This is a genomic window from Micromonospora sp. NPDC007230 (assembly GCF_042869115.1).
Lineage (GTDB): Bacteria > Actinomycetota > Actinomycetes > Mycobacteriales > Micromonosporaceae > Micromonospora.
This window is the reverse complement of the sequence record NZ_JBIAFE010000012.1, coordinates 168,332-195,305: the sequence shown is the minus strand read 5'-3', so window position 1 is coordinate 195,305 and position 26,974 is coordinate 168,332. Positions and strand designations below refer to the sequence as shown.

Sequence of the window (26,974 nt, the reverse complement as noted above, 5' to 3'; positions counted from 1 at the left end):
CATACCATTGCCGGATGCCCCCAGAGCATCTCACGCCGCTCGCCGGAACCCCGTGGCACGTGTGGCGTTCAGCGCTGCTGCGGTCGGCCGGATTCCCGGTGACGGGGATGCAGCGGTTCGCCGCGCCCGCGCTCGCGGCGGCCGCCGACAGCTGTCTCGCCGGTGCCTCCGGCGTGGCCACCTTCGAGGCCGCGTTCGACGCCGCAGCGGCGGATCTCGGCCGGGCCGTCCACGACATCGCCTGCGACGATACGTTCCGCACTGCGCTGGCCTGGCAGAATCCGGGCGTCCTGCTTGCGGTCGACGCGATCCGGCGCGACGGCCCGCACGCCCCGCGCAATCTGCGTCGACGGCACCGCGAGGAGGTCATCGCGAAATACTGGCAGCGTTACTGCCTCAAGAACGACACTGTCGGTTTCTTCGGTCCCATCTGCTGGACCGAACTGGGCGGCCCCGGTCCGGTCGCCACGGTCCGCCCGGGTGCGGCTTTGACGCGTACCCGCCGGGTTTTTCTGGAGCGGTGGGCACTGGACGCGCTCGGCGCGGCCTTCGCCCGCGCGGAGGGCGTGCGGGACTGGCTGCCGGTGCGGCTGGCGCCCCAGCTGACGCTGCGGGACGGGGTGCTGCTGCATCCGCACCGCGCGCCGCAGGCGCTGCCGGCGGCGGCGGCCGCGCTGCTCGCTGCGGCGCAGCGGCGATCGCGCGTCGCCGACCTCGCCTCCGCGCTGGTCGCCGACCCGGCGAGCGGGTTCCGCCGCGCCGCCGACGTGTACGCGCAGCTCGACGAACTCGCCGAGCGGGGCGTGCTGCGGATCGGGTTCGACCTGCCGATCGACCTCACCGCCGAGGATGTCCTGCGCGAACAGCTCGCCGCGATCGGCGACGACCTGGTCCGCGAACGGGTGCTCGGTGAGCTGGCCACCGTCAGCGCACTGCGCGACGCGGTGGCCGCCGCCGACGGCCCGGACGCCCTGGCCGCGGCCATGTCCGCGCTAGAGCGGAAGTTCGTCGAGCTGACCGGTCAGGCGGCGCGGCAACACCCCGGCGAGGTGTACGCCGGGCGCACTCTGTGCCACCTGGAAACCGTGCGCGACCTGGACATCAGCTTCGGTGACACGCTGCTGGAACGGCTTGCCCCGCTGGAGCCGCTGCTGCTGTCGGTCCGGTGGCTGACGGCAGCGATCGGCGACGCGTACGCCGAAGCGTTGGCCGCCCTCTACCGCGACCTGTCGGCCGATTCGGCCACAGCGGACGTTCCGCTGCCCGACCTGTGGTTCCTGGCTCAGGCGGTCGTGTTCGGGGCAAACCCGCCCGGCGCCGCCGTCGCCGCCGACTTCCTGGCCAGGTGGGCGAAGGTGCTCGGCCTGGCCGACGCCGAAGCCGACGCCCGGGAGCTGCGGTTCGACGCCGCCGAACTGACCGAGCGGGTCGCCGCGGCGTTCCCGGCCACCGCGCCCGGCTGGGCCGCCGCCCGGATTCACAGCCCCGACGTGCATCTGTGCGCCCCGGACGAGGCGGCCCTGCTGCAGGGAGACTTCACCGTCGTGCTCGGCGAACTGCACGTGGCCCTGGCCGCGTTCGACACGCACTTTTTCGCCTACGGGCACCCGGAACCGCAGCGGTTGCGGGACGGTATGCGGGCTGACCTGCCCGAGGGCCGGGTGCGGCTGCTCGCCCCGGTGGACTGGCCGCGGCACACGGCCCGCATCGCGGAATGGCTGCACGGGCCGGCGGACGCGCAGCTCGGCTTCGTCAGCGCCCCCGGCGCCGACCCGGACCGGCTCGTGCCGATCACCGACCTGACCGTGCGGCCCGAAGCCGACGGCAGCCTGCGGGTGCACGCGGGCGACGGACGGCAGTGGCCGCTGCTGGAGGTGTTCGCGCCGCTGTTCGACTACCAGGTGTTCGATACGTGGAAGCTGGCCGGGAACGTCGGGCATACCCCACGTATCGTCGTCGACGGCCTCGTGCTGGTCCGGGAGACCTGGCGCACCACGGTCGGCGACACCGGGCTGCACAAGGTGAAGGGCGAGCGGGAACGCTACCTCGCGGTGCGGCGCTGGAGGCTCGCCCTCGGCCTGCCCGAGCAGATCTTCGTCCGGGTCGACACCGAGCTCAAACCCAGCTTCGTCGACCTGACCAGCGGCGTCTACACCCGGCTGCTGTGCACCCTGCTGCGCGGCGCGCACGAAAAGGGCGGCGACGGGGTCGGGCTGACCGTCACCGAGTTGCTGCCCGGCCCGGGCGACGCCTGGCTGACCGACGCGGCCGGCCAGGCGTACGCCTCGGAACTGCGGCTACAGATCGTCGACCCGGCGGCGGCGCAGGTGCGGTAGCCACTCGGTCGCATCCGCCGGAGCGTCGGGGGTCTCGGTGTCGAACAGGCGCAACCGGCGCTGGCCGTAGGCGCCCAGCGACACCACGGCCAGGGCCAGCCCGGACACGACGAACGCAAAACCGAGCCCTCGGCCGGCACCGGTCCCGATCAGGGCACCGACGCTGTCGGCCAGGGCGCCGCCCGGAGCGAACATCGGCTCCAGCACCGACCCGCTCAGCGGCACCAGTACGGCGAAGCCCAGCGGCAACGTCGCCCAGGTCAGCGTCTGGATGATCGCCAGCACCCGGCCGTGGAACCGCTGCGGCACCTTCACCTGGATGATCGACAGGTAGATGCCGTTGTGCAGGCCCAGGCCCAGTCCCACGCCGAAGCTGCCGAGCGCGACCAGCACAAGGTTCGGGCGTACGCCGCTGAGCACGAGGCTGATCGCGACCCCGAACGCGATCGCGATGAGGGCGGGCATCCGGCGCCTGGTCGGGCCACCCCATGCCGCGATCACGAGTCCGCCCAGGACAGCGCCCAGCGCCTCGGCGAACGCGACCGTGCCGACCTGGCCCATCGTGCCGAACGCGAGCACCATCGGCGGCACCAGCAGCAGGCTGGACAGGCACAGGTTGTAGAGCGAGAAGAAGCCCAGCATGGCCCGGAACCCGGGCTCCGCCCACGCCATCCGCGCCCCGCCGATCAGCTCGGCCAGGAACGGCTCCTTGCGGCGGCGGCCGAGCAGCTTGGGAAACTTCACCGCCGCGAGCACGGTCATCGCGACGGCGTAGCTCACGATGTCGATCAGCAGTATGCCGGTCAGGTCGATCGCCGCGAGCAGGCCCGCCGCCAGCAGCGGCACCGCCAGCGAGCTGAGCCCCACGGCCAGCTGGGCGATACCGTTGGCATGCCCCAGGTAGCGCTTCGGCATGACCTGCGGGATGGCGGCCAGGTAGGTGATGCGCTGGAACACCGACGCCGCGCCGAGCACACAGACCAGGGTGTAGACGGCGGCCAGCCCCAGCTGATCGGTCCACAGCAGCGTGGCCAGCAGCGCCTCCGCGGTCACCGCGGCCGCGCACGCGGCGAGCAGCACCTTGCGCCGGTCGAACCGGTCCGCGACGGCACCCGCGACCGGCAGCGTCAGCAGCGCCGGGAGGTAGGCGATCACCCCGGACAGGCCGAACGACAGCATCGACCCGGTGGTCAGATAGACCCAGACGGGTACGGCCCACTGGGTCAGCGCCGAGCCGGTGGCCGAGATCAGCTGGCTGGCGGTGAGCGCCAGGAAGCGGCGTACGCCGGGCTGCGCGCCGGCGTCGGCGGTGACGGGGTCGGCGCTGGTGGCGGCCAGTTCGCAGGCGTCACCGGCGAGCCGGTCGGCGGTGGCCTGCGCGGTGGGGGGCTCGGCCAGACGGAGATGGGTCTGGGTGAGCACCTCGGCGAGCGCCTTGGCCCGCTGCTTGATGAAGTAGTGCCCGGCCTGGTCGAGGACCACCAGCGCGGTGGATTCGCCGAGGAAGCTCCACTCGCGGTAGCGCTCCTCGTAGTACTCGGTGAGCATGTCGTGGGTACCCACGACGGAGATCACCGGCGCGGCCACCTGGACCGGCGCAGCCTCCAGCCACTCGGTGAACTTCTCCTGCGCCTCGGCGGCCTCCCGCCGCACGTGGTGGACGAACCGGTCGACCTGCGCCTGGTCCAGGTCGGCCAGCTCGGCGCCGATCGAGCGTAGGAACGTTTCGTAACGCCGGTCCGCGCCACGGGAATCGACCCAGTCGACCAGGCGGCCGAGCATGTTGTCCGGCCGGGCCGTCGGGAACACGCCGCCGGCGTAGATCCCTTCGATCGGGCGGCCCTGCTCGTGAAGCCGCCGGGCGATACCGGTCAGCAGGGCGCCGCCGACGCAGTGGCCGTACAGGACCAGCGGGCCGTGCACCCGGTCCTGGATCTCGGCCACGCACCGGTCGACCAGTTCTTCGAACGGCAGCTCCGTGTCGCTGACCCCGACGTCATGTCCCGGGACCGCCACTGAGAACAGCGTGTGCCCGGGCGGCAGCTCGTCCGCGAGCGGCTGGTAGATGCTGGCCAGCCCGCCACCATAGGGTACGCACACGTAGGACCGCACCCGCTGCCCCGCCGGGACCGGCTTGGTCAGTTCGTAGAGCAACGGCCGCCGACGCTCCTGGTCCGTCGGGCCGCCGATCAGCGCGGCCAGCCCCTGCACGGTGGAGTGCTGGAACACGTCCATCACGCCGACGTCGATGTGCCCGTACGCGTCGCGCAGCTTGGCCAGCATCCGGATCGCCAGCAGCGAATGCCCGCCCAGTTCGAAAAAGTCGTCGTCGAGCCCGACGTCGGTGACCCCCAACACGTTCTGCCAGGCGGCGGCGATGGCCTGCTCGACCGGGGTGACCGGTGGCCGGCGCTCGGCGGCGTGGCTGCCGTCGGGCACGGGCGCGGGCAGCGCGGCGGTGTCCAGCTTTCCGTTGGCAGACAGGGGTAGCGCGTCCAGCGGCACGAACACCGACGGCACCATGTATTCCGGCAGCTGCCGCTTCAGCGCCTCCCGCAGCGCCGCCTGGTCCAGGGCCTCGGCCCCGGCTGCCAGCGTCACGTACGCCACCAGTCGCTGTTCGGCGGGCGTGGCGCCGCGTACGGCGACGGCGGCGGAGCCGATGCCCGGCTGCTCGCGCAGCACGGCGACGATCTCCCCCAGCTCGATCCGCAGGCCACGCAGTTTCACCTGGTCATCGATGCGGCCGAGGAACTCCAGCGTGCCGTCGGTGCGCCAGCGGGCCAGGTCACCCGTGGCGTAGAGCCGCCCGCCGGTGTCGTCGAACGGGTCGGGGACGAACGTGCGGGCGGTGAGTTCGGGGCGGTGCAGGTAGCCCCGGGCCACCTGCACCCCGCCGAGGTAGAGCTGCCCGGCGACGCCGACCGGCACCGGCTGCAAGGCCTGGTCGAGCACGTAGGTACGGACGTTACGGATGGGCCCGCCGATCGGCACCCGGGTGACCCCGGCCAGCGCGGTGGGCGTAGCCGCCCAGGCGGTGACGTCGATCGCGGCCTCGGTGGGCCCGTAGAGGTTGTGCAGCGTGGTGGCCGGGAGGGCGGCCACGGTCCGGCGGGCGAGGTCGAGCGGCAGCTCTTCGCCGCTGCACACGATCCGCCGCAGCGACCCGCACCGGGCGAGGTCGGCGGGACCGGCCGTGGCCAGGAAGGCGTCCAGCATCGACGGGACGAAGTGGACGGTGGTGACCTGCTCCCGCTCGATGAGATTCCGCAGGTACGCCGGGTCGCGGTGTCCACCGGGCTGGGCCAGTACCAGCCGGGCACCGACGATGAGCGGCCAGAACACCTCCCACACCGACACGTCGAAACCGATCGGCGTCTTGTGCAGCACGGCGTCGTCCGGTCCGAGCCCGAAGGCGTCCTGCATCCAGTCGAGCCGGTTGACGATGCCGGCGTGCTCGTTGATCACGCCCTTCGGTCGCCCGGTGGAGCCCGACGTGTAGATCAGGTACGCCGCGTTGCCCGGCCCAGCGGCTGTGCCCGCAGCGGTCTCGGGCTGGTCCGGACCGGTCAGCGGCAGCACCACGCCGGGTACCGCCAGCCCCTGCGGCACCTCGTCGGCCAGCAGCACCTCGGCACCGGCGTCCGCGAGCATGTAGGCCAGCCGCTGTGCCGGGTAATCGGGATCCAACGGCAGGTACGCCGCACCGGCCCGGTGAATGGCGAGCAGTCCGGCGACCAGGCGACTGGAGCGGGGCTCGTGGATGGCGACGATCGACTCAGGCCCCACGCCGTGCGCGATCAGCCGCCGTGCCACCTGCTCGGCGGCGGCGGACAACTCGGCGTAGGTCAGCCGGGTGCCGCCGTCGACCAGTGCGACCGCGTCCGGCGTACGCCGGGACTGGCCGTCGAACAGCTCCGCCAGGGTGGTCTGGCGCACCGGGGCGTCGGTGGCGTTCCAGCCGGTCACGACCTGGGCGCGTTCGGCGTCCGACATGATCGGCAGCGCGCTCACCCTGGTCCGCGGCGCCGCGGCAGCGGCCGTGAGCAGTAGCAGGTAGCGGTCCGCGAACGCCTCCATGGTGGCGGCTGCGAACAGTGCGGTGTTGTATTCCAGCCGCAGTTCGTCCCCGGCGATCTCCAGCGACAGGTCGTCCATGGCGCCGCCGAACGCCGCACCGCGGCCGGTCGGCAGATGGTGGAATGTGAGCTGATACAGCGGCGGTACGCCGGGGTCGCGCCGCACCGCCAGGTCCTCGACGAGCTTCTGGAACGGCATGTCCTGGTGGTCCCACGCGTCGAGCACGACGTGGCGCACCCGGCGGACCAGGGTCAGGAACGGCGGATCATCGGAGACGTCGACCCGCAGCGTCAGCATGTTCATGAACATGCCCAGCAGCGGCGCCAACTCGGTACGGTCGCGGCCCAGCACCGGCAGGCCGACCACGATGTCGTCGCTGCCCGATAGCCGGTGCAGCAGCGCGACGTAGGCCGCCAGCTGCACCATGAACGGGGTCGCGGCGGCCTGCTGGGACAGCTCGGGTAGCGCCTGCGCCAGGCCTTCGGGCAGGGTGCGGCGTATGTCCCTGCCGTTGAACGTGCGAGTCGGCGGGCGCGGATGGTCGGTGGTCAGCGCGTGCACGGCGGGCAGGCCGGTCAGCGTCTCCCGCCAGTAGTCGCGCAGCTGACCCCACCGAGGGCCGTCGAGGCGATCGCGTTCCCAGGCGGCGTAGTCGGCGTACTGGATGGGCAGGTCGGGCAGGTCCGGCGCCCGGCCCGCGACGGCGGCGGCGCACAGCTCAGTCAGCTCGGCACGCAGGTTGAGCAGTGAGGTGCCGTCAAGGATGACGTGGTGCCCGGCGAACAGCAGCCACCAGGTGTCCGCGCCGAGCCGCAGCAGCCGCGCCCGCCACAGCGGTGCGTTGTCCATCGGCAGGTCGAGGCGGGCGTACTCGGCGACGATCTCGGCGCGGGCGCGTTCCCGGTCCGGCTCGGTCAGCCTGGACAGGTCGGTCACCGGCAGTTCGATCGGCACAGTGGGGTGGATGTCCTGGTAGAGCTCGCCGTCGGTCAGGCGCAGGGTGGTGCGCATGGCCTCGTGCCGTTCGGTGACCGCCCGCAGCGCGGCGAGCGCCTGCTCCGGCCCCGCGCCGGGCGGCAGGGTGACCGCATCGGTCATCGTGAACAGCGGCTGCGCGGGGCTGAGCTGGGCGGTGAACCAGACTCGCTCCTGAGCGTAGGAGGCGGGGACGGTGTAGACGTCGCCCACCGCCGTGAGGTCCTGCCGCGTCTCGGTCATGTGGGTTGTCCCGGTCTGCGGAGGCGCGGGATGGGTGCCTCCGTGTCGGCGGCCGGCGGGGCGCCGCGCAGCGACTCGATCCGGGCGGCCATCGCGGCGACGGTCGGCGCGTCGAACAGCACCCGCATGGACAGCCGGGCGCCGACGGCTTGGCGGATGCGCAGCACCAGCTGCGCCGCCACCAGCGATGTGCCGCCCAGTCGGAAGAAGTTGTCGTGCGGGCTGACCTCGGCGACACCGAGGACGTCACCCCAGATCCGGGCGATGGTGGCGGTCAGGTCGCCATCAGCGGCAGCCACGGTGGAGGTCACCATGGCGGCGGCCGAGCCCAGGCGCCGCTCGTGGTCCGCGACCGCGGCCACCGGGTAGGCGCCGATCGCCACCGAGCCGGTGCGGCCCTCGGCGAGGACCCGCTGCCCCGCGGCGACCGCCGCCTCGGGGGGCAGCCCGTCGTGTTCGGGCACGCCCTCCTCCTGCCACGCGCCCCAGGCCAGCGACACGAGGCGGGCCGGCCAGCCGTGCGGGCTGCGCGCGTACGCGTCGAGGAATGCGTTGGCGGCCGTGCCGTCGGCCCGGCCCAGGCCACCCGCGAGCGCGGTCACCGACGAGGTCAGCGCCACGAAGTCAAGCGGCAGGTCACCGAAGACCTCGCGCAGCACCAGTGTGCCGGTGACCTTGGGCCGCAGTTCCGCCGCCGCCTCGGCCAGCCGCGACCCGGCGGACAGGCCGGTGTCGGGCAGCTTCGCGGCGTGGATGATGCCGTCGAGGCCGCCGAGGTCACGCAGGACTTCGTCGCGTACCGCCCGCATGGCGGCTACGTCGGCCACGTCGGCGGTGAGGTGACGCACCCGGGCGCCCGCCTGTTCCAGGGCCTCGATCGTGGCCGGCGGCGGCTGCGCGGTGCGGCTAACCAGCACCAGCTGCGCGCCACGCCGGGCCAGCTCGGCGGCGAACGCGCCGCCGACCCGGCCCAGCCCACCTGTGATCAGGTAACGCCCGCCGTCGCGGATGCCCAACCCCGAGGTGGTACGGCCACCCGGCCGGACTGGAGCGAACTCGCGGGTCCAGCGGCGCCCGCCCAGCCGCAGCGCGACCGCCTCGGCCCGCTCGGTGCCGAGCAGTTCGTCCACCACCGCGTCGACGCCGACGTCGCCCGGGTCGGCGTCGACCCAGCGACAGCGCACCTGCGGGCGTTCCAGCGGCACCGAGCGCACCACCCCGGCCACCGTGGCGTGCTCCGGGCGCACCAGGTCGGCCCCGGTCACGTCGGCCACTCCGGCGGTGACCACATCCAGCTCCACGCCGGCGGCCGGCAGCGCGTCCAGCAGCGTCAGCAGCGCGTAGTACCCGTGCTCCTGGGCCGCCGACACGGCATCCACATCGGAGCCCGCCGGGTCGCCGTCCAGCGCCCACACGTGCACGATCCGGGCGGCCCGGCCGTCGTCGGCGCACTCGTCGAGCAGCCGCTGATAGTCGGCGGCGTTGGTCGCACGCAGCTGGTAGCCGCCCGGGCGGACGGCGAAGGCAGCCCCAGGGCGGACCACGGTGACGTCGGTGCCGCGCTCACGCAGCCGGGCCGCGAGGGCCGTTCCACGCTCACCGGCCGCGAAGAGCAGCAGCTGACCGGGCGCCTCGGCGGGTGCCGTGGCGGGCAGTTGGTGCCAGACCGGCACCTCGACGACCCCGTCGTCGTAGCGGCGGTCGGCGGCCGGTTCGGCAGGTGGAGCCACCGGCGCCGGGTCGATCCAATGCCGGGTCCGCTGGTACGGGTACCCGGGCAGGGACACCAGGCGTGGCTTGCCGGGCGTGGGCAGGCGTACGGGGACCCCGGCCGTCCACAACCGGCCCGCCGCCTCGTAGGCGGTCTGCCGGTCGGTCAGCTTCTCCCCCGGCGCGGGCAGCGTCCGCAGCGGCGCCCTGGCCCCCGGCGGCAGGCTGAGCCGGGCGAGCCCGGCGAGCTGGCGGCCGGGACCGCACTCCAGCAGCAGCCACTCGTCGGCGGCACCCGTCGCGGCGAGCCCTGCCACCGTGGCCCCGAACCGCACCGGCCGGCACAGCTGCTCCCCCCAGTACGCCGGATCGGTGATCTGCCCGTCGGTGAAGGGTGCGGCGGCCGCGGCCGACCACACCGGCAGGCTCGGCGCCCGGCGCGGCACCGCCGCCACCAGCGCCGCGAAATCGTCGCGCACCGGGTCCAGCAGCGGCACGTGCATCGCGTACGGCGACCGCAGCAGCGTGCAGCTGACGCCGCGTTCGCGCAAAGTGTCGGCGAAGGCGGTCACCGGCTCTGGTGCGCCGGCCAGCACGCAGGTGTGGGGCCCGTTGCTGATCGCCACGGCGACCCCGGCGGGCAGCAGGGGCGAGATCTCGTCGGCGCCGCGCTGCACGGCGAGCATGCGGCCCGCAGGCAGAGCCTGGACCAGCCGACCCCGGGCAGCCGCGAGCCGCAGCGCGTCGGGCAGGTCGAAGACCCCGGCCACGGTCGCCGCCACCAGCTCACCGATGGAGTGGCCGATCATCGCGGCGGGCGTGACACCCCAGTGCCGCCACAGCATCGCGGTGGCGTATTCGACGGTGAACAGGGCGGGTTGCAGCACCGTGGGTTCGGCCAGCCGCTCGTCGGCACCGGGTTTCGTGCTGAAGATCAGCTCGTGCGGGTCCCAGCCGAGGATCCGGGCGCATTCGTCCACGGCGGCCGCGAACACCGGCTCGGTTGCGGCGAGGCGCGCGCCCATGCCGGGGTGTTGCGAGCCTTGGCCGGAGAAGAGCAGGCCCACCCGGGGCGCCGTCGCGGCGTCCCCGCTGGCCCGACGCTTCGGGTCGGCCAGCGCTGCGGCCGCCTGGGCATGGTCCACCGCGACGACGGCGGCCCGGTGCTGATGGACCGGCCGGCCCTCCCGCAACGTGTACGCCACATCGCGCAGCTGAAGCTCCGGCCGGTCGGTGAGCCGGGTGGCCACCTGGGCGCACGCCGCCGCCAGCGCGGCCGGGGCCGCGGCGGACACCTGGATCAGCTCGCCACCACCGTGACCCGGTGCCGTGGCGGGTGCGGGCGGCGGTGCCTCCTCGAGCACCAGGTGGGCGTTGGTGCCGCCGAGGCCGAGTGAGCTCACCCCGGCCCGCAGCGGCCGCTGCTGTTCGGGCTCCCACTTGGTCAGCGTCGACACCACGTAGAACGGGCTCGCCTCGAAGTCGATCTCCGGGTGCGGCCGGTCGTGGTTGATGCTGGGCGGGATGAGCCGGTGCTGCATCGACAGCACGGTCTTGATCAGGCCGATCACGCCACCGGCCGCGCTGAGGTGGCCGATGTTGGCCTTGGTCGAGCCGACCCCGCACCAGCCCCGCTCGGTGGTGCGCCGGCCATAGGCCGCCGTCAGCGCCGCGATCTCGATCGAGTCGCCGAGGACCGTGCCGGTGCCGTGCGCCTCCACGTAGCTGACCGAGCGCGGGGCGACGCCGGCGACGGCGAGGGCCTGCACGACGACCTCCAACTGCCCGCTGACGCTGGGCGCGGTGAAGCTCGCCTTGGTCATGCCGTCGTTGTTGACCGCGTTGCCGATGATCAGTGCCCGGATGTCGTCTCCGTCGGCCAGGGCGTCGGACAGCCGCTTGAGCACGACGACCCCGACGCCGCTGCCGTAGACGGTGCCGTTGGCCTGCGCGTCGAACGGGCGGCAGTGCCCGTCGGCGGAGGTGTACCCGTCGTCGGCGACGTACCCGACGGCGTGCGGCAGCTCCACGCACACCCCACCGGCAAGCGCCGTGTCGCACTCGCCGTTGCGCAGCGCCTCGCTGGCCAGGTGTATCGCCACCAGCGACGACGAGCAGGCGGTCTGCACGGTCATCGCCGGGCCGCGCAGGTTGAGCCGGAACGACACGGTGCTGGCCAGGTAGTCGGGCTTGTTGCCCAGCGACACCCGCAGCTCACCGGCGCCGGCCAGCGCCTGCGGGTTCCGCCGGACGTTGAGCCACTGGTAGAGGTCGGCGTTGCTGCCCGCGTAGACGCCGATCTCGCCGTCGTAGCGGGTCGGGTCGCAGCCCGCGTCGATCAGAGCGGCGTGCGCGTGCTCCAGGAACAGTCGCTGCTGCGGGTCGGCCAGCTCCGCGTCGCGCGGGCTCATGCCGAACAGGCCCGCGTCGAGATGGTCGAACTGGTCGAGCACGGCCGCCACCGGCACGTACGCGGGATCGTCGAGTTCGTCCTCGCCGACCCCGCGCGCCAGCAGCTCAGCCCGGCTGAACCGGGTGAACGACTCGGTGCCGTCGACCAGGTTGCGCCAGAACTCCTCCGCCGACGACGCCCCTGGTACGCGCAGGCTGAGCCCGACGATCGCGATCGGCTCCACTGTCTCGTTCACGGCGTCCCCTCCGGCTCGGCCGAATCTCTGATGTGCAGGCGCAGCTCGCTGGCGTAGTGGCGGCCCTGGCCGTCGGGCAGCCACGCCTGTGGCAGCCCGGGCAGCAGCTCCGACACCGTCACCGGCACGTCGTCGCCGCCCGCCTGGTGTGCCGCCCGCAGCAGCAGGCACAGCCGGTTGGCGTAGAGCGGGCTGGTCAGGTCGGCGTACGTGGGTTTGAGTTCGGTGGCCACCCGGATGAAGACCCGCTCCGGCAGGCCCAGCGCGGCTCGCCACCGGCGTACCGCGAGGTAGCGCTGTGCCTGGTCGATGGCGCTGGTCAGGCCGGTCTGCCCGACCGTGGTGCGCCACGTCTCCCGGGCCAGCACCAGTCTGTCCACGGTGACCCGGGGGCTGTGTGGGCGTTCGGTCATCAGCTTGAACGCGTCGGCGGCGTGCACCGCGATCAGGTCGGAGAACACCTCGACCAGCGGCCAGCGGGTGCCGTCGGGCCCGGTCGCCACCAGGGCACCGCCTGCGTCGGACACCAGGGCGGCGTTGGCCGGCACGAGGCGGTCCCGCCCGGCACCCGGCGCGTCGGCGAACGCGAGCTGGTAGTCGCCCGGCGCGAACAGCGACGGCGACAACCGGCCGCCGACCCGGGGGAATTCGACCGGGTAGATCGGGCGCAGCCGTCCCGAGCCCAGGTCCGCCGCGTAGGCGCGCCGCAGCCGGTCGAGGTCGGGATGGCAGTGCGTGAACAGTTCGGCGTTGAACGTCGTATACGCCGCGTGCAGCTCACCGAGCACCGCTGCGAACTCGCCGTCGGCCAGCGCCTGCGGCGACTCCGCGAAGATCTGCAGGTCCGGGCTGTGCACCCGGCCCGCGCTCCAGCCGGGACGGGTCGCCGGGAACTGCTCGGCCACCCGGGGCGCCAGCTCGCCCGAGCTGACCTGCAGTCGCGTGGTGTCGGCGGGCAGGTCGGCGAGCCGGAGCACCCGTTCCCAGCGGGAGGCGAATTCGTGCGCGACCCGATCGACGGGCCGGTCGCCGGGCCCGAACAGCAGACCCTGGGCCAAGAACCACAGGTCCCCGAGCCGGACCGGTCCATCGGCGCTCAACTCGGCGTACAGGTCGCGCAGCGCGTCGCCGTACGCCGTGGCCAGCTCGGCGGTGAGCCAGCGGGCCGCCTGCAACGCACACGCCAGTGCCGGGGCCAGGGAGTCGAGCAGGCCGGTGCCGACCGTGAACTCCACGTCGCGGGCGGTCTCCTCGTGGCACAGCGCCCGCCCGGCGTAGTTCTGCCCGGCCCGCCGCCGCGGCGGCAACCCGGTCAGGTCGGTGAACTCGGCGTCCAATGCGGACATCGCGTCGGCCAACGCGGTCGGGTCGCCGACGGCGTCGGCGACCCGGGTACGGGCTCCGGTCAGCCGGTTCAGCCCGGCCAGGGCGGTCTCCCGCAGCGCCGGATCGCCGATGGCGTCGATCCGCTCGCGCAGGCGCGCCTCGGCGGCGAAGCCCTGCGGCAGGTCGAAGTCCCAGCGCAGCAGGCCCCGTTCGGCCAGGTGCGCCAGCAGCAGAAACCCTTCCTCGGTCCGGCGTACGCCGGCCTGCTCGTCGCGAACCAGGTCGTCGACGACCTCCCTTGCGGGGCGGCTGCCGTCGCACCACGCCAGCGCGATCGACTCGGTCAGCGACACCGGCGTCGGGCGCTGGGCGGGCCGGTGCACGACCCGCCCGTCCAACCAGGCGTGCGGCGCCAGGGCCGGGGCCAGCCACGCCCGCACCCGCGGGTCTGCCGCCAGTCTGTCCGAGTACGCGGACAGGGCCCAGTATTCGAGGTAGACGGCGCGCTGGCGGAGCAGGCCGGGGCCGGGCTTGGTGGTGATGGTGGCCGGGCCGGGTTCGACGGTGCCCCAGCACACCGGCCCGAAGAAGCCGATGGTTTCGCACTTGGCGACATAGCGCTGCCAGTACCCGGCGACGACGTTCTCCCGGCCCCGGCGGCGGACGTTGCGTGGCCCGTCCGGGCCGTCCTTGACCAGCCCGTCGAGCGCCACCAGGACATCCGGGTTCTGCCAGGTCACGGCCTCACGGAACAGCGGGTCGGCGGCGATCTCGCACACCGCCGCCGAGGATGCCCGGGTGGCGTCGGCGTACGCGGCCGTGAACGCCGGCGCATCGAGGTCACCGGTGAGGTGACGGTCGGCGGCGTCGGCGCAGTCCGGTGCGGCGAAGCGGTCCAGGCCGTCGGCGGGGAACCCGGCGCTGCGCAGCAGCGCGTCACGCCAGACCGACCAGCCGGTGTCGCCGAGTGGGACCAGGTGCGTCACGCCGGATCCTCCTCCATGGCGGGCTCACCGGTCGAGCGGCGCCGGGCGCGCTGGAGGCGGACGGCACCGCGGCGCGTGGCCCGTTCCACCGCCGCGTCCTCGGCGCTGTCAGCAGGTGATTCCGTGGACGCGCGGGTGCTGTCCAGGTGCGTGGCGAGCGTGCGGACGGTCGGATGGCGGAACAGGTCCACCAGCCGCAGGTTCGTGCCGAGCAGCCGGTTGAGCTGCCGCTGCACGACGGCGACGGCCAATGAGCCACCGCCGACGTCGAAGAAGCTGTCCGTCGCCGCGACCTCTGGTACGCCGAGCACGTTGCACCAGACCGATGCGATCTGGCGTTCGGTGGCGGTGGCCGGGCGTTCGGTGATCGCGCCCGACCGGCCCACGGCCCGCTTGGCCCGGGCGGCCCGGGTGACGTCGCCCGGCGTCCCGGCCGGGATGGTCGTCCAGCCGGGCAGCTGTGACACGGGTTGCCCCGGATCGGCGGCTCCGGCCCGCAGCACCTGCTCGACCTCGCCGAGCACGGCCGCCATCAGGCCGGTGCCGTAGACATCCGGGTTGAAGACGATCTCCACTCGCAGCTGCCCGTCCCGGGTCACGCCGTAGAGGGTGAGGTCGAACGGCGACCCGGGCGCGGGCACCGGCACCGGCTCGCTGCCGAGCCCGGCCAGGTCCAGCTTCGGCTCGTCGAACGTGTACATGTTGAACAGCACCTGCACCAGCGGGCTGCGGTCCAGCAGGCCGCTGAGGCCGAGCCCGCCGACGATGCGTTCCACCGGCGCTTCCGGGTGCGCGAGCGCGGCGAGGAGTTCCTCCCACGCGGCGCGCACATGCTCGGCGAAGCCCGCCTCGGGGGCCTGACGCAGCCGCAGCGGTGCGATCTCGATGAAAAATCCGACCATCTGCTCGAAGTCGGCGGCTCGCCGGTCCACCGTGGGCGTGCCGATGACCAGGTCCGGGTGGCCGGTGCGGCGGGCCAGCACCAGCGCGAACGCGGCCAGCACGGCGGCGGCCGGGGTCGCGCCGAGCCCGGCGGCGAGATCGGTGACGGCGGCCGTCGCGGCCCGGTCCAGCCGGGTGGTCACGGTCGCGCTGGTGAAGGTCTGTTCGGCGGGCCGGTCTCGTCCCCCGGGCAGTTCCACCACGACGGGTACGCCGGTCAGGTGCTCCAGCCACCAGTTGAGGTCCTGCTCGGCGCGTCGCCGGGACCGGTCGGCGCGCCACGCGACATAGTCGCCGTAGGTGGCGGGCAGTGGCGGCAGCGGCGCCTCGTCGCCGAGCGCGGCGCGGTAGGCGGTGGCGAGGTCGGCGTAGAACAGCGACTGGGACCAGCCGTCGAACACGGCGTGGTGGGCGTAGATGGCCAGCACGTGCTCGTCGGTGCCGGTCCGGATCAGTTCGGCCCGCCACAGCGTGTCGGTGGCCAGCGTGAACGGTGTCGCCGCGCCTGCCGCGAGGTGTGTGGCGAGGTCCGTGCCCGGGGCCAGGTCGCGCACGGGCAACGGCACCGGCGCGGGCGGGTCGGCCACGGCGTACGGGATGCCGTCGGTGTCCGGGATGCGCCAGCGCAGGATCTGCTGGCGGTCCGCGACGGCGGTGAGCGCCGTGGCCAGGGCCGCGATGTCGAGGGGGCCGGTGAGCCGTTCGGCGAAGGCGACGTTGTAGGCCGACGCGGCGGTGTGGAAGTAGCGGTCGAGGAACCACAGCCGCTGCTGCGCCGGGGACAGGGCCGGCGGACGGCCCCGGGTGACGGTGGCCGGGCTGGCTTCGGCGGCGGCGTCGGCGCGGGCGGCGATGCCGCGCAGCGTACGCCCGATCAGCACGTCTTCGATGGCGATGTCGCGGCTCAGCCGCTCCCGCAGGTCGGCGACCAGCCGCATCGCGGTGATCGAGTGTCCGCCGTGGTCGTAGAAGTCGGCGTCGCGGCCGACGGCCGGCTCGTCCAGCAGCACCGCCCAGGCCTGCGCGATGAGGCGCTCGGTGTCGGTGGCCGGTGCCGCGCCTTGCGGTGCCGGGGCGGGTTCGGCGGTGGTGAGTGCGGCCAGCTGCTCGGTGTCGATCTTGCCGTTGATGGTGATCGGCAGCGCGGCCATGGTGAACATCCGCGCCGGGACGGCCGCGGGCGGCAGCAGCCGTGCGCAGTAGGCGCGCAGGTCCGCCACGTCCAGGCCGGTCGCCACGTACGCGACGAGTTCCTGGCCGCCGGGGCCGCCGCGCGCCTGGACGCTGGCGTTGCCCACCTCGGGGTGGCGGCGCAGCACCGCCTCGACCTCGCCGAGTTCGATCCGCTGTCCCCGGATCTTGACCTGCCGGTCGGCCCGGCCGAGGAATTCCAGGCTCCCGTCCGGCAACCATCGGGCCAGGTCACCGGTGCGGTAGAGCCGCTGCCCGGGCTGCTCGGTGAACGGATCCGGGATGAACCGCTGCGCGGTGAGCGCGGGGTCGAACAGGTAGCCGCGGCCGAGCCCCGGCCCGCCGGCCAGCACCTCGCCGATCTCACCGGGACCGACCTCCCGCAGGTTGTCGTCGACGAGGTGGATGCGGTGGTTGGCGGCGGGCTTGCCGATCGGGATGGGCCGGGTCCAGGTGCCGCTGCCCTCGAACCAGGTGACCAGCACCGTCGCCTCGGTCGGGCCGTAGACGCTGATGAACCGGCGGCCCCCCTCGGTCCACCGGCCGACCTGCTCCGGGCCGGTCGCTTCCCCACCGGTCATCACCAGGCGTACGCCGGGCAGCCGGGCCGGGTCCAGCAGCGGCAGGATCGGCGGCGGCAGCACCACGACGTCGACGTGCTGCTCGGCGCACATCCGGTAGAGCCGGGTCGGGTCGGCTCGTTCGGCGTCGCCGGCAAGCACGACCGTGCCCCCGGCGGCGAGCGGAGCGAGCATGTCGGCCACCGACGCGTCGAACCCGATCGAGGCGAAGGCCAGGCACCGGGTCGCCTCGCTGTAGTTGGCGAAGTCGGCGATGTTGATGACCTTTTCGGTCAGCGCCCGGTGCTCGATCACCGCACCCTTGGGCTGCCCGGTCGACCCGGACGTGAACATCACGTACGCCGTGGTGGACAGTGTCGCGGGCGTCGGCTGCCAGGGCGCCGTTTCGGCTGGCACGCCCAGCACGGTCAGGTCGCCGAAGGCGTCGGGCGCGGCGGTGGGCGTACCCACGATGACATGAAGGCGGGCTTCGGCGGCCAGTTCGCGCAACCGCTGCGGCGGCAGCGCCGGGTCGAGTGGGACATACCCCGCGCCTGCCGCTTGCACGCCGAGCAGGGCGACCACCAGGTCCGGACGGCGATCCACGCAGACACCGACGAGGTCGTCCGGGGCGATGCGGTGAGCGCGCAGCGACGCGGCGAGGGCGGCGGCCCGGCCGACGAGGTCGCCGTAGCTCAGTGTCAGGTCACCCTGCACGACCGCGGGCGCGTGGGGGCGCCGCTGGGCGTGCCCGGCGACCAGGTCGGGCAGGCACAGCTCGGGATAGGGCAGGTGGGGGCCGGTCATCGCGTTGCCTCGATCCAGTGTCTGGTCCGCTGGAACGGATAGCCGGGCAGCGGAACCCGCCGCCCCCGCACCACGGGCAGGTCGCCACCGTCCAGCCAGGAGCGCGTTGCGGCGTCGTCGGCCACCGGTCCACCCTGCGCGAGCGCGGTCAGCTGCCCCACCGCCTCCTCGGTGTCGGCACACCCGACCGCACCCCGGTACGCCAGCCGCCGCCGTCCCACCGCCAGCGTGTGGGCCACGTCCGCCACGGCGAGGTCACCGACGGCCAGCCGCTCGGCCAGCCGCCGGGCCAGCTCCCGCAGCGCCGCCGGGCTGCCCGCCGACAGCCCCAGCACCACCCGATCGCGGCATTCTTGTCCGAGCTCGCCGCCAGGGCTGTCCGACTCGTCATGGTCGTTCGCACCGTGCGCCTGCTCCACCAGCACATGCGCGTTGGTGCCGCCGAGGCCGAACGAGCTGACCCCGCCCCGCCGCTTGCCGGCCCACGGCCGGGTCTGCGCGCTGACCTCGGCACCCGCCGCAGCCAGGTCGACGTCGCCGTGCGCGCCGGCGAAGTGCGCCGTCCCCGGCACCTGTCCGGTGTGGACGGCGTACACGGTCTTGATCAGGGAAATCACGCCGGCGGCGGCGTCCAGGTTGCCGAGGTTGCCCTTCACCGAGCCGAGCAGCAGCGGGCTGCGGCTGCCACGGCGTACCCGAGCCAGGGCGTCGACCTCGATCGCGTCCCCCACCGCGGTGCCGGTGCCGTGGCCCTCCAGATAGCCCACGTCGGCCGGGTCCCAACCCACCGATGCCAGTGCCTCCGCCAGCACCGCCGCCTGCCCTGCCACGCCAGGTATGGTGAAGCCGGGCCGGTCAGCGCCGTCGTTGTTCACGGCCCAGCCCGGGAGGACGGCGTAGACGTTGTCGCCGTCGGCACGCGCCTCGGCGAGGCGTTTGAGCACCACCGCACCGGCGCCGTTGCCGAACACCTGCCCGGTCGCGGCCGCGTCGTAGGGGCGACACACCCCGTCCGTGGCCAGCAGGCCGCCCGGCCGCAGGCGGTAACCGGCCTGCCGGGTCGACACCACCGCCGAGCCACCCGCGATCGCCACGTCGCAGCGGTAGTCCAGCAGGCTCTGCGCCGCCTGGCAAACCGCGACCAGCGACGTCGAGCAGGCGGTCTGGATCGCCACGGCCGGTCCCGCCAGCCCCAGCGCGTACGCGGTGCGCGTCGGCAGGTAGTCGCAGCCCGAGCCGGTCAACGCGTCGTCCCAGTCCTCAGCCAGACCACCGAAGCCGGGCTTCAGAGCGGGATTGCCCAGCAGGTGATGGTGCAGGTAGCGGTTGGGGCCACACCCGGCGAACACGCCGACCTGGGCCGGGTCGCGGTCGGGATCGATTCCGGCGTCCTCCAGGGCACGCCAGGCGACCTCGAGGAACAGCCGGTGCTGCGGATCGAGCAGCGCCGCCAGCTCGGCGGGATAGCCGAACAGGTCTGCGTCGAAGCCGTCCAGGTCGTCGAGCCGCCCGAACACCGGCACCCAGTCGGGGTCGGTGAGGGCGCCCTCGGCGGCGGTCAACCAGCCCACCGAGTCCACCCCGGACAGCAGGTTTCGCCACATGGCGGGTGCGTCGTCCGCGCCGGGCACCCGGCAGGACAGGCCCACCACCGCGATCTGGTCGTCCTCGCTCACGTCCCACCCTTCCCGCCGCCACCGCCCCGCGCGGCTCTGCGCCGCGCCATCCGGTTCCCGACTGCCGCCAAACGACCATCCGCCGGTACGCCATCCGCGCCGGTCGCCGCCGCCAGGTGTGCCGCCTGCGCCGCCACCGTCGGGAACTCCATCAGCCGGGCCAGCGGCACCCGCCGGTCGAGGCGTTCCTCCAGGTGCCGCTGCAGCAGGGCGAGCTGGAGCGAATGCCCGCCCAACTCGAAGAAGCTCACCTGACGGTCCACGGCGGGCAGTCCCAGCACCGCGCACCAGATCGCCGCGATCGTCTCCTCGAGCGGCCCCGACGGCGGCCCGCCCGTCCCCGCGATGGTTCGCACGGCCTCGGCATCCGGATCGGGCAGGGCGGCCTGGTCGAGCTTGCCGGTCGGACCGATCGGCAGCTGCGCCACCGCCACCACGGCCCTGGGCACCATGAAGTCCGGCAGCACCGCCGCCAACTGCTCCCGTAGCCGTCCCGGCTCGATGTTCGCCCCCACGGCCGGGACGGCGTACGCGAGGATCTCGTGCTCGCCGGTGCCGGCCGCGCTGCGCCGGGCCACCACGGCCGCCTGGCCCACCCCGGGCAACCCGGCCAGGTGGGCTTCGATCTCGCCCAGCTCCACCCGATAGCCGCGGATCTTCACCATCCGGTCGCTGCGGCTCAGGTAGACCAGCATCCCGTCGGGCCGCCGCCGCGCGATGTCCCCGGTCCGGTACGCCCGCACCCCGCCGTGCTCGATGAACCGAGCCGCCGTGAGTTCCGGCAGGCCCAGGTACCCCAGCGCGACGTGCGGGGTACGCACGATCACCTCGCCGGTCAGGCAGGTGGGGCGGCCGGCCGGGTCGGCCAGCACCACCTCGATGCCCGGCAGCGGGTGCCCGATCGGCACGACGGCTGGCTCCAGCTCCGCACCGGGCGGCAGGTGGTGCTGCGCGGCGAAGCTGATCTCGGTGGTGCCGTACCCGTTGACGAACACCACACCAGGCGCGAACGACCGCCGGGCCAGCGCTACATCGTGCCTGGTCACCTCCTCGCCGCCGAGCACGACGGCGCGGATTGACGGTAGCCGACCGCCCTCGCCCAGGCTCGCCACCAGGTATCGGTAGACGGTCGGCGTGGAGTGGTAGATCGTGACACCCCGGTCGGCGAGGGCGTTGCTCAGGTGGCCGAGGCCGTGTGCGCGAACGTCGACGGGGACGGCGGCGGCGCCGGACAGCAGGGCGCTGAACGTGTCGGTGACCGCCATGTCGTAGCCGAACGAGGTGAGCACGCTGGTGCGGTCTTCCGGCCGGATGGCGAAGTTGCGCACGTGATTGCGTACGCCGAACAGCACGTTGCGGTGACTCTGCACCACACCCTTCGGCATCCCGGTCGACCCCGAGGTGTAGAGCACGTACGCCGGGTCGTCCGGCCGGGCGAGCCCCCGCAGCACCGACAGGTCGGCCTGGGAGGTGCCCGGCTGGAGGCGCACGATCGGCAGCTCCGGCAGCCCGGCTTCGGCGGCCAGCGTGGCGGCGAGCCGCGCGTGCTCGGGGTCCGTGACGATGGCCCGCACCCCGGCATCGCGCAGCATCCCGGCCAGCCGCACCGCCGGGAACACGGTGTCCAGCGGCACGTACGCGGACCCCGACGCCAGCACCGCCAGGATGCCGGTGATCGTGGCGACACCATGGCGGCACAGGACCCCGACCGGCGCAGGCGGCGCTCCGCCGTGGCCCGAATCAGCCAGGGCCACGGCGGTCGCGGCCACGGCGGCACCGAGCTCGCGATAGGTCACGGTCGCGTCGTCGGCCAGCACCGCCACCCGCTGCGGGTACGCGGCGACGACCGATGCGAACGCGGACGGGATCGTGTCACCGCGTACACGGCCGACTTCGGTGCCGTCGCCACCGTGCAGCCGGGCCAGTTGTGGTGCCGGGCGCTGCTCGTAGCGAGCCGATGTCAACACGTCGGCCGACGACGCGGCCGGGTCCAGCGCGGACAGGAACTCGGCCAGGTCGGCGCACAGGTCGTCGGCGTAGTCACCGGGCAGCCCCGACGGTGCGGCTTCGCCCAGGTCAGGGCCCAACTGGACGCTGGCGTCGGCGGCGGAACCCGGCGGTGCCGGGCGCACCGACCGCCACAGCTCGCGGATCGGGGCGTCGGCGGTCAGATCCAGCGCCACCAGGTCGTCGCCGTGCCGCAGCGTCACGACCTGGGCGCCGGTGTACCGGCGCACCAGCAGGGCGGTCGCGGTGAGGACCACCGCAGCCGGGGTGACCCCGGCGGCGTGGGCCTGAGCGGCAAGCCAGGCAGCCCGCTCGGGTGACAGGCCGAGCGGGCGGTCGGAGGACGCCGGGCTCACCATGCGTTCGAAACGGCGGCCACGATGTCGGCGACCGTGGACACCTCGGCGTCGGCGTCGGCGACGGTGAAGTCGTTGGCGTAGCTGCCGGTGCCGTGCACCACGATGTCGTGCCCGACCGGCACCAGGCCGCGGTCGATGGCGTTGCAGACACCGGTCAGCGCCATCACGATCGACCACTCCCGCAACTGCTCGGGGTCGGCGGGCAGCTCGAGGCCGGCGTTGGCCAGCCAGTCCCGGGCCACCGGGTAGCGCTGGGCGCATTCGCGCCGCGACACGACGATGCCGTCGCCGCCGTGCCGCTCGATCAACGCGTTCATCGCCGGGGAGGTCACCGGGCGGTGGGTGTAGAAGGTGGGGTCGAGCACCTCGGCCGGGTCATCGGTGACGGCCGGGAAATGCGGGTCCTTGTCCTGCGTCCAGGCGCCCACGCCCTCATCCAGGGTGTAGGCCGGGCAGTTGTCCCGCTCGAACGAACCGTGGCGCAGGCTGAGCACCATGTCGGGCGTACCGAGGTGCTGCACGAGCAGGAAGCCGGGGCGGTCGACCGGGCTGGCCTTGCCCGCCGCTTCGAGCACGTCGCGGCCCAGGTTGTAGCCGAGCAGGCCGAATGCGCTGGAGACGGCGTGCGCGTGCCAGCGCGGTCGGGCAGCGCTGGCCGGGGCCACGTCAGCCTCGAAGGCGGCCCGGGCGGCGTCCGCGACCAGGTAGTTCTTCAGGTCCAGGGTGTACCACAGCGTGACGCCGTGCTTATCGTGCATCGTGGCGGCGTACTCGTCGACGAACGCGCGGCCGAGGGCCTTGACACCCTCCGGGTCGCTGCCGGTGTACCGCAGCAGCGGGTTGACCTGGCGCGACCGCGGATCGGCGGCCAGCGCGTCGTGGCGGAACTTGTGCCGGGCCGACTGCGGTGCCAGCACCACGATGGACAACTGCTCCGGCGTCACCAGCCCGGCCGCGTAGGCACGGGCCACCGAGTCGCGCAGCGCGACGCCCTTGTTGCCGGAGGTCGGCGTGAAGATGCACAGCCGGGTCCCGGTGCGCCGGACGTGTTCCACCGCGCGGGCGACGATCACCATCGACGCGAACGTCTTGGTGGTCTGGGTACCCGGGTTCGCGGTCAGGTCGAGCAGCTGGAGGTGATGCCCGCCATATTCGCCCAGCTGCGACCAGCTCGCGGTGGCGGCGGCGTAGTACTCACGCACCATTGGGGTCAGCTCGGGCAGGTCGAAGCCGGGCGCGAAGCCGGGCGTCCCGGCAGGGCCACCGGGGACGGCGCCGCACTGATCCACCGCTGAGGCGATGACGTCGTAATAATCGGTGATCAGGTTGCGTGTGGTCGGGGCGGTCACGGACATCGGGATTCCTCCAACACACGAGGGGCATGCGCCGGCGTCGGTGGCGCCGTTCGCAGATGGTCGCGCAGGGCGATGAACCGGGCGAAGACCTCAGGCAGTTCGGTCACGGGCCAGCCTTCGGCCAATTCCGGCTGGTACGCCGACAGCGCTGCCCGGGCACGCTCCGGATAGCGCACGTGGCCGTCGCTGACCTCGACGCCGTCACGGTGCCCGGCGGCGCTGTTCCAGGCGACGGCCTGCGCCGCGCTGACCTCGGGCGGCAGCCGCAGCTCGGCCCGGCCACCGCTGAGCCGAACCGGATAGCCGCCCGGCAGCCCCAGCGGCCCGGGCAGGCTCGCCACGACCTCACCCGCGTCGGCGGCGAGCCCCGCCACCAGGGCGGCAGCGGCATGCCCGGCCAGCGCGTTCAGCTGCGGCCGGGGCACGGCACGGTAGCCGGCCAGCAGCCCGGTGACGTCCGGGACGGGCAGGCCGTCCAGCCAGGCGCGTACCTCGGCGGTGTCGTCCCCGGTACGGTCCGGGTCGGGCGCGGCGAGGTGGGCATGGTGGCCGAGCACCGCCAGCCGCCGCGGCCCGGGACGGCCCAGCGCGGCGTCCAGACACGCGGCCAGGGTCGCCACGTTGCCGATGCCGCACAGCACGGGCAGATTCAGCGCTGCCAGCAGCGGGTTGACCGCGTCCGGGAAGCAGCCGTTGACCAGCAACGCGTCCGGTGCGCCGCCGGCCAGCGCGGCGGCCAGCCGGGACACCAGCTCGGCCTGCAACGCCAGCGTCACCCCGAAGCCGGCCGTGGCGACCAACTCCGTCCAGGCCGACGGCGCGTGCACCCGCTCGTACGGCGACTGGGGCGATGCGGCGCAGACCAGCACGTCAGGGCGGAGCCGGGCCATCGACACGGCGTCGGCGGCGTACCCGTCGCCGGGGTCGGTGGACGGTTCGGCGGTGAACGGCTGGGCGGTGAAGCTGACCCTGGTCCCGGCGACCGCAGCGCGCACCTGCGCGCCCCGGGCCGCGCCGAGGGCGGCGGCCAGGTCGCGGGCCAGCACGGTCACGCGTACCGGGTGGGGGGTGTGAATCGAGGCCAGGGAATCGCACAGCGAGCGGGCGAGCTGGCCGCTGCCGACCACGACGACGTGCCGCGGCGCGTTATCGAGGGGGCCTGACATCGTGTCTCGCGTCCGTGACCCGGGCCAACCAGTCGGCGAAGGACCTGGCGCGCAGGCAGCTCGCCGGGGACACTTCCAGGTCGGCCATCTCGCGCACCCGGTGCGCCACCCGCAGCGCGGTCAGCGAGTGCCCGCCGAGGGCGAGGAAGTTGTCGTCGTCGTGGACGGCATCGACGCCGAGCGTGACCCGCCACGCCTCGCGCAGCCGGTCGGCGAGGGCGCTGCCCTGCTCCGGGGCCGCTTCCGCATGCCGGCGGGGTGGCGGCGGCAGCTCCAGCCGGGCCACCTTGCCGTTGGGCAGGCGGGGCAGGCTGTCGACGAAGACGAGCTGGTCCGGGTGCATCGCGGGCGGCAGCACCGACGCCAGGTATCCCTGGAGCAGCCCGGTCGTCAGCAGCTGGTCGGCGGGCTCGTCCCAGGGCGAGGACGTCTTCGGCTGCTCCTGCGGCCGCATCGCGTAGATGTAGCTGACATCGGCGTCCGCGCCGACGTTCCAGTCACCGATCTCGTGCACCTCGAACCCGGCCGCTGACAGCAGCTCGCGTACCTGCGGCGCGGTCACGCTGCTGCGCTCGACCTCCAGGCATATCTGGCCGATGCGGGGCCAGTGCTCCGGGCGCAGGCCACGCAGCACACTCAGCTCGGCGCCTTCGGTGTTGACCTTCAGCAGGTCAACCCGGTCCAGCTCGAACCGGTCCAGCAGCTCGGACAGGGTCATCGTCGGCACCACGTGCGCCACCGAGGTCAGGCGCCGGTGCGCGTCGGCCAGCAGCGCGGCCTGCTCGGCCTCGTCGGCGTCGCCGCCACCCTGCCGGTAATGCGACCGGACCAGGTCCGATGCGGCTTCGACCCGGTCGGCGCCCAGGCCGGACAGGTAGCTCAGCTCGGGAAACGAGATCAGCTCGGCCGTGCCCGCCACATCGGTCACCGCAGCCTCCACGACGGATGCGGACTCGGCGTAGAGGCTGAGGTTGGCCCGAAGGTAAGGCAGCGTGTCCGGGTTCGGCTCGACCGCGATCAGGTGCACGTCGCGCGCCTGCCGGGTCGCCCAGAGCGAGAACAGGCCGATATTGGCGCCCACATCGACAACGACCGCACCGTCACCGAGCCGTACGCCGAACCGCGAGTATTCCGCGTGGTCGAAGATCTGCCGGTAGAGGAAGACCGCCTCGTCCGGCGACGCCGCCGTCACCGCCATGCCGTTGGGCAGCCGGAACCGGGGCAGCCCGCCGATCGTCGGGGCCCGCCGTGGCTGCGGCACCACGTACCCGACCAGGCGCGGCCCGGAATCCTCGTCCGGCACGGCCACGACCACCGCGTCGTGCACGGCGGGATGCTTGCGCAGCATCGCGGCGACCTCGCCCGGCTCCACCCGGATGCCCCGGATCTTGACCTGGTCGTCAACCCGGCCTCGGAACTCCAGGTAACCCGCCGGCGCGACCCGCACCAGGTCACCGGTGCGGTAGAGCCGGGCACCCGGCTGTGCCGGATCGGGCCGGAAACGTTCCGCCGTCCGCTCGTCGTCGCGCAGGTAGCCCAGGCCGACCGCGACCCCGCCGATCCACAGCTCACCGGTCTCGCCGTCGGCGACCGGCCGGAACTCCTCGTCCAGCACCCGGGCCGACACCCCGCCGATGATCCGACCGACCGGGGCGATGCTGCCGGCATACGCCTCAGAGCAGTCCCAGTAGGACACGTTGATCGAGGTCTCGCTCGGGCCGTACCCGTTGAACAGCGAGCACGGCAGCGCCTCACGCCACCGCCGGACCAACTGCATGTCCAGCGCCTCACCGCCGCACAGCACCCGTCGCAACGTGACGCATCCGGCGAGTTCCGGCTCGTCGAGCACGTGCCGCAGCATGGTCGGCACGAAATGCACGGTGGTGACGGCTTCCCGCTGGATGAGCCGGACCAGGCCGAGACTGTCGAATTGCAGGCCCGGCCCCGCGATGACCACCGTGCCTCCCGCGATGAGCGGGGAGAAGATCTCGTGCACCGACGCGTCGAACCCGATCGACGCCTTGTGCAGCACCCGGTCGTCGGCGGCGAACCCGAACCAGTCGTGGCCCCAGGCCAGCCGGTTGACCAGCCCGGCGTGGTGCAGCACGACACCCTTCGGCTGGCCGGTGGAACCCGAGGTGAACAACACCAGCGCGGGCTGCTCCCCCGGCGGCAGCCAGCCCGCGCGATCCAGCAGATCGGTCCCCGCCACCACCTTGGCGGTACGCACATCGCGCCAGCGAGTGCCCGCCGGCGCGGCGACGGTAGCGGGCCGGTCCGCGTACAGGACGAGCCGGGGTGCGGCTATGGCGAGCATCTGCTCGGCCCGGCCGGAGGGCAGCTCGGGATCGACCGGCACCGCGACCGCGCCCACCGCGAGCGTCGCCAGCAGCGACGTCACGTAGTCGGCGGACCGGTGCAGGTAGAGGCCGACCAGGTCACCCGGCCCGATCCCGGCCCGGCGCAGCAGTTCGGCCGTCGCGCCGATCCGCTCCCACATCTGTGTGTAGCTCAGCTCACCGTCGGGGGCGACGATCGCGGGCCGGCCGGCGTCGGCGCCCGAGGGCCGGTGTACGAGATCGAGCAGGTAGCGCGGGCTGGACATGG

Annotated in this window: 10 protein-coding genes; 1 reads left to right on the top strand and 9 read right to left on the bottom strand. The window is 73.5% G+C overall.

All coding sequences use genetic code 11. From position 1 onward, the window contains the following. Window positions 1-14: 14 nt before the first annotated feature. Window positions 15-2,336, top strand: coding sequence for a lantibiotic dehydratase (locus tag ACFYML_RS19160; RefSeq protein ID WP_387421879.1), 2,322 nt, complete (start codon window positions 15-17; stop codon window positions 2,334-2,336). On the opposite strand, the gene ACFYML_RS19155 is transcribed toward ACFYML_RS19160, so the two are convergent. Genes ACFYML_RS19155 through ACFYML_RS19115 form a run of 9 tightly spaced genes read right to left on the bottom strand, consistent with a single transcriptional unit; the run spans window position 2,298 to window position 26,972 of the window. Continuing rightward, window positions 2,298-7,634, bottom strand: coding sequence for an amino acid adenylation domain-containing protein (locus tag ACFYML_RS19155; RefSeq protein WP_387421878.1), 5,337 nt, complete (start codon window positions 7,632-7,634; stop codon window positions 2,298-2,300). The genes ACFYML_RS19160 and ACFYML_RS19155 overlap by 39 nt on opposite strands. Further along, the gene (locus ACFYML_RS19150; protein WP_387421877.1) at window positions 7,631-11,992 is read right to left on the bottom strand and encodes an SDR family NAD(P)-dependent oxidoreductase; all 4,362 of its coding nucleotides are present in this window, start codon (window positions 11,990-11,992) and stop codon (window positions 7,631-7,633) included. The genes ACFYML_RS19155 and ACFYML_RS19150 overlap by 4 nt, the downstream gene beginning before the upstream one ends. Next, on the bottom strand, window positions 11,989-14,304 hold the full coding sequence (locus ACFYML_RS19145; RefSeq protein ID WP_387421876.1) for a lantibiotic dehydratase: 2,316 nt from the start codon (window positions 14,302-14,304) through the stop codon (window positions 11,989-11,991). The genes ACFYML_RS19150 and ACFYML_RS19145 overlap by 4 nt, the downstream gene beginning before the upstream one ends. Continuing rightward, window positions 14,301-17,804 carry an amino acid adenylation domain-containing protein gene (locus tag ACFYML_RS19140; RefSeq protein ID WP_387421875.1) on the bottom strand — a complete coding sequence of 1,168 codons (3,504 nt, stop codon included), beginning with the start codon at window positions 17,802-17,804 and terminating at the stop codon, window positions 14,301-14,303. Before ACFYML_RS19140 ends, ACFYML_RS19145 begins: the two co-directional genes overlap by 4 nt. Next, entirely contained in the window at window positions 17,801-19,480 is a 1,680-nt protein-coding gene (locus ACFYML_RS19135) for a beta-ketoacyl synthase N-terminal-like domain-containing protein (RefSeq protein ID WP_387421874.1), read from the bottom strand. Before ACFYML_RS19135 ends, ACFYML_RS19140 begins: the two co-directional genes overlap by 4 nt. Next, on the bottom strand, window positions 19,477-21,846 hold the full coding sequence (locus ACFYML_RS19130) for a non-ribosomal peptide synthetase (RefSeq protein WP_387421873.1): 2,370 nt from the start codon (window positions 21,844-21,846) through the stop codon (window positions 19,477-19,479). Before ACFYML_RS19130 ends, ACFYML_RS19135 begins: the two co-directional genes overlap by 4 nt. Next, window positions 21,840-23,201: a DUF6002 family protein gene (locus ACFYML_RS19125; protein ID WP_387421872.1), complete on the bottom strand. Its 1,362-nt coding sequence runs from the start codon at window positions 23,199-23,201 to the stop codon at window positions 21,840-21,842. Before ACFYML_RS19125 ends, ACFYML_RS19130 begins: the two co-directional genes overlap by 7 nt. After that, window positions 23,192-24,367 carry a potassium transporter TrkA gene (locus ACFYML_RS19120; RefSeq protein WP_387421871.1) on the bottom strand — a complete coding sequence of 392 codons (1,176 nt, stop codon included), beginning with the start codon at window positions 24,365-24,367 and terminating at the stop codon, window positions 23,192-23,194. The genes ACFYML_RS19125 and ACFYML_RS19120 overlap by 10 nt, the downstream gene beginning before the upstream one ends. After that, window positions 24,348-26,972 (bottom strand): amino acid adenylation domain-containing protein, encoded by a 2,625-nt coding sequence (locus tag ACFYML_RS19115; protein ID WP_387421870.1) that lies wholly within the window; start codon window positions 26,970-26,972, stop codon window positions 24,348-24,350. Before ACFYML_RS19115 ends, ACFYML_RS19120 begins: the two co-directional genes overlap by 20 nt. Window positions 26,973-26,974: the final 2 nt, after the last annotated feature.

Coding starts and splice junctions, on each gene's coding strand:
- ACFYML_RS19140 (WP_387421875.1), bottom strand. CDS start 17,804: ATGACCGGCCCCCACCTGCCCTATCCCGAGCTGTGCCTGCCCGACCTG.
- ACFYML_RS19155 (WP_387421878.1), bottom strand. CDS start 7,634: ATGACCGAGACGCGGCAGGACCTCACGGCGGTGGGCGACGTCTACACC.
- ACFYML_RS19130 (WP_387421873.1), bottom strand. CDS start 21,846: ATGGTGAGCCCGGCGTCCTCCGACCGCCCGCTCGGCCTGTCACCCGAG.
- ACFYML_RS19160 (WP_387421879.1), top strand. CDS start 15: ATGCCCCCAGAGCATCTCACGCCGCTCGCCGGAACCCCGTGGCACGTG.
- ACFYML_RS19115 (WP_387421870.1), bottom strand. CDS start 26,972: ATGTCCAGCCCGCGCTACCTGCTCGATCTCGTACACCGGCCCTCGGGC.
- ACFYML_RS19125 (WP_387421872.1), bottom strand. CDS start 23,201: ATGTCCGTGACCGCCCCGACCACACGCAACCTGATCACCGATTATTAC.
- ACFYML_RS19120 (WP_387421871.1), bottom strand. CDS start 24,367: ATGTCAGGCCCCCTCGATAACGCGCCGCGGCACGTCGTCGTGGTCGGC.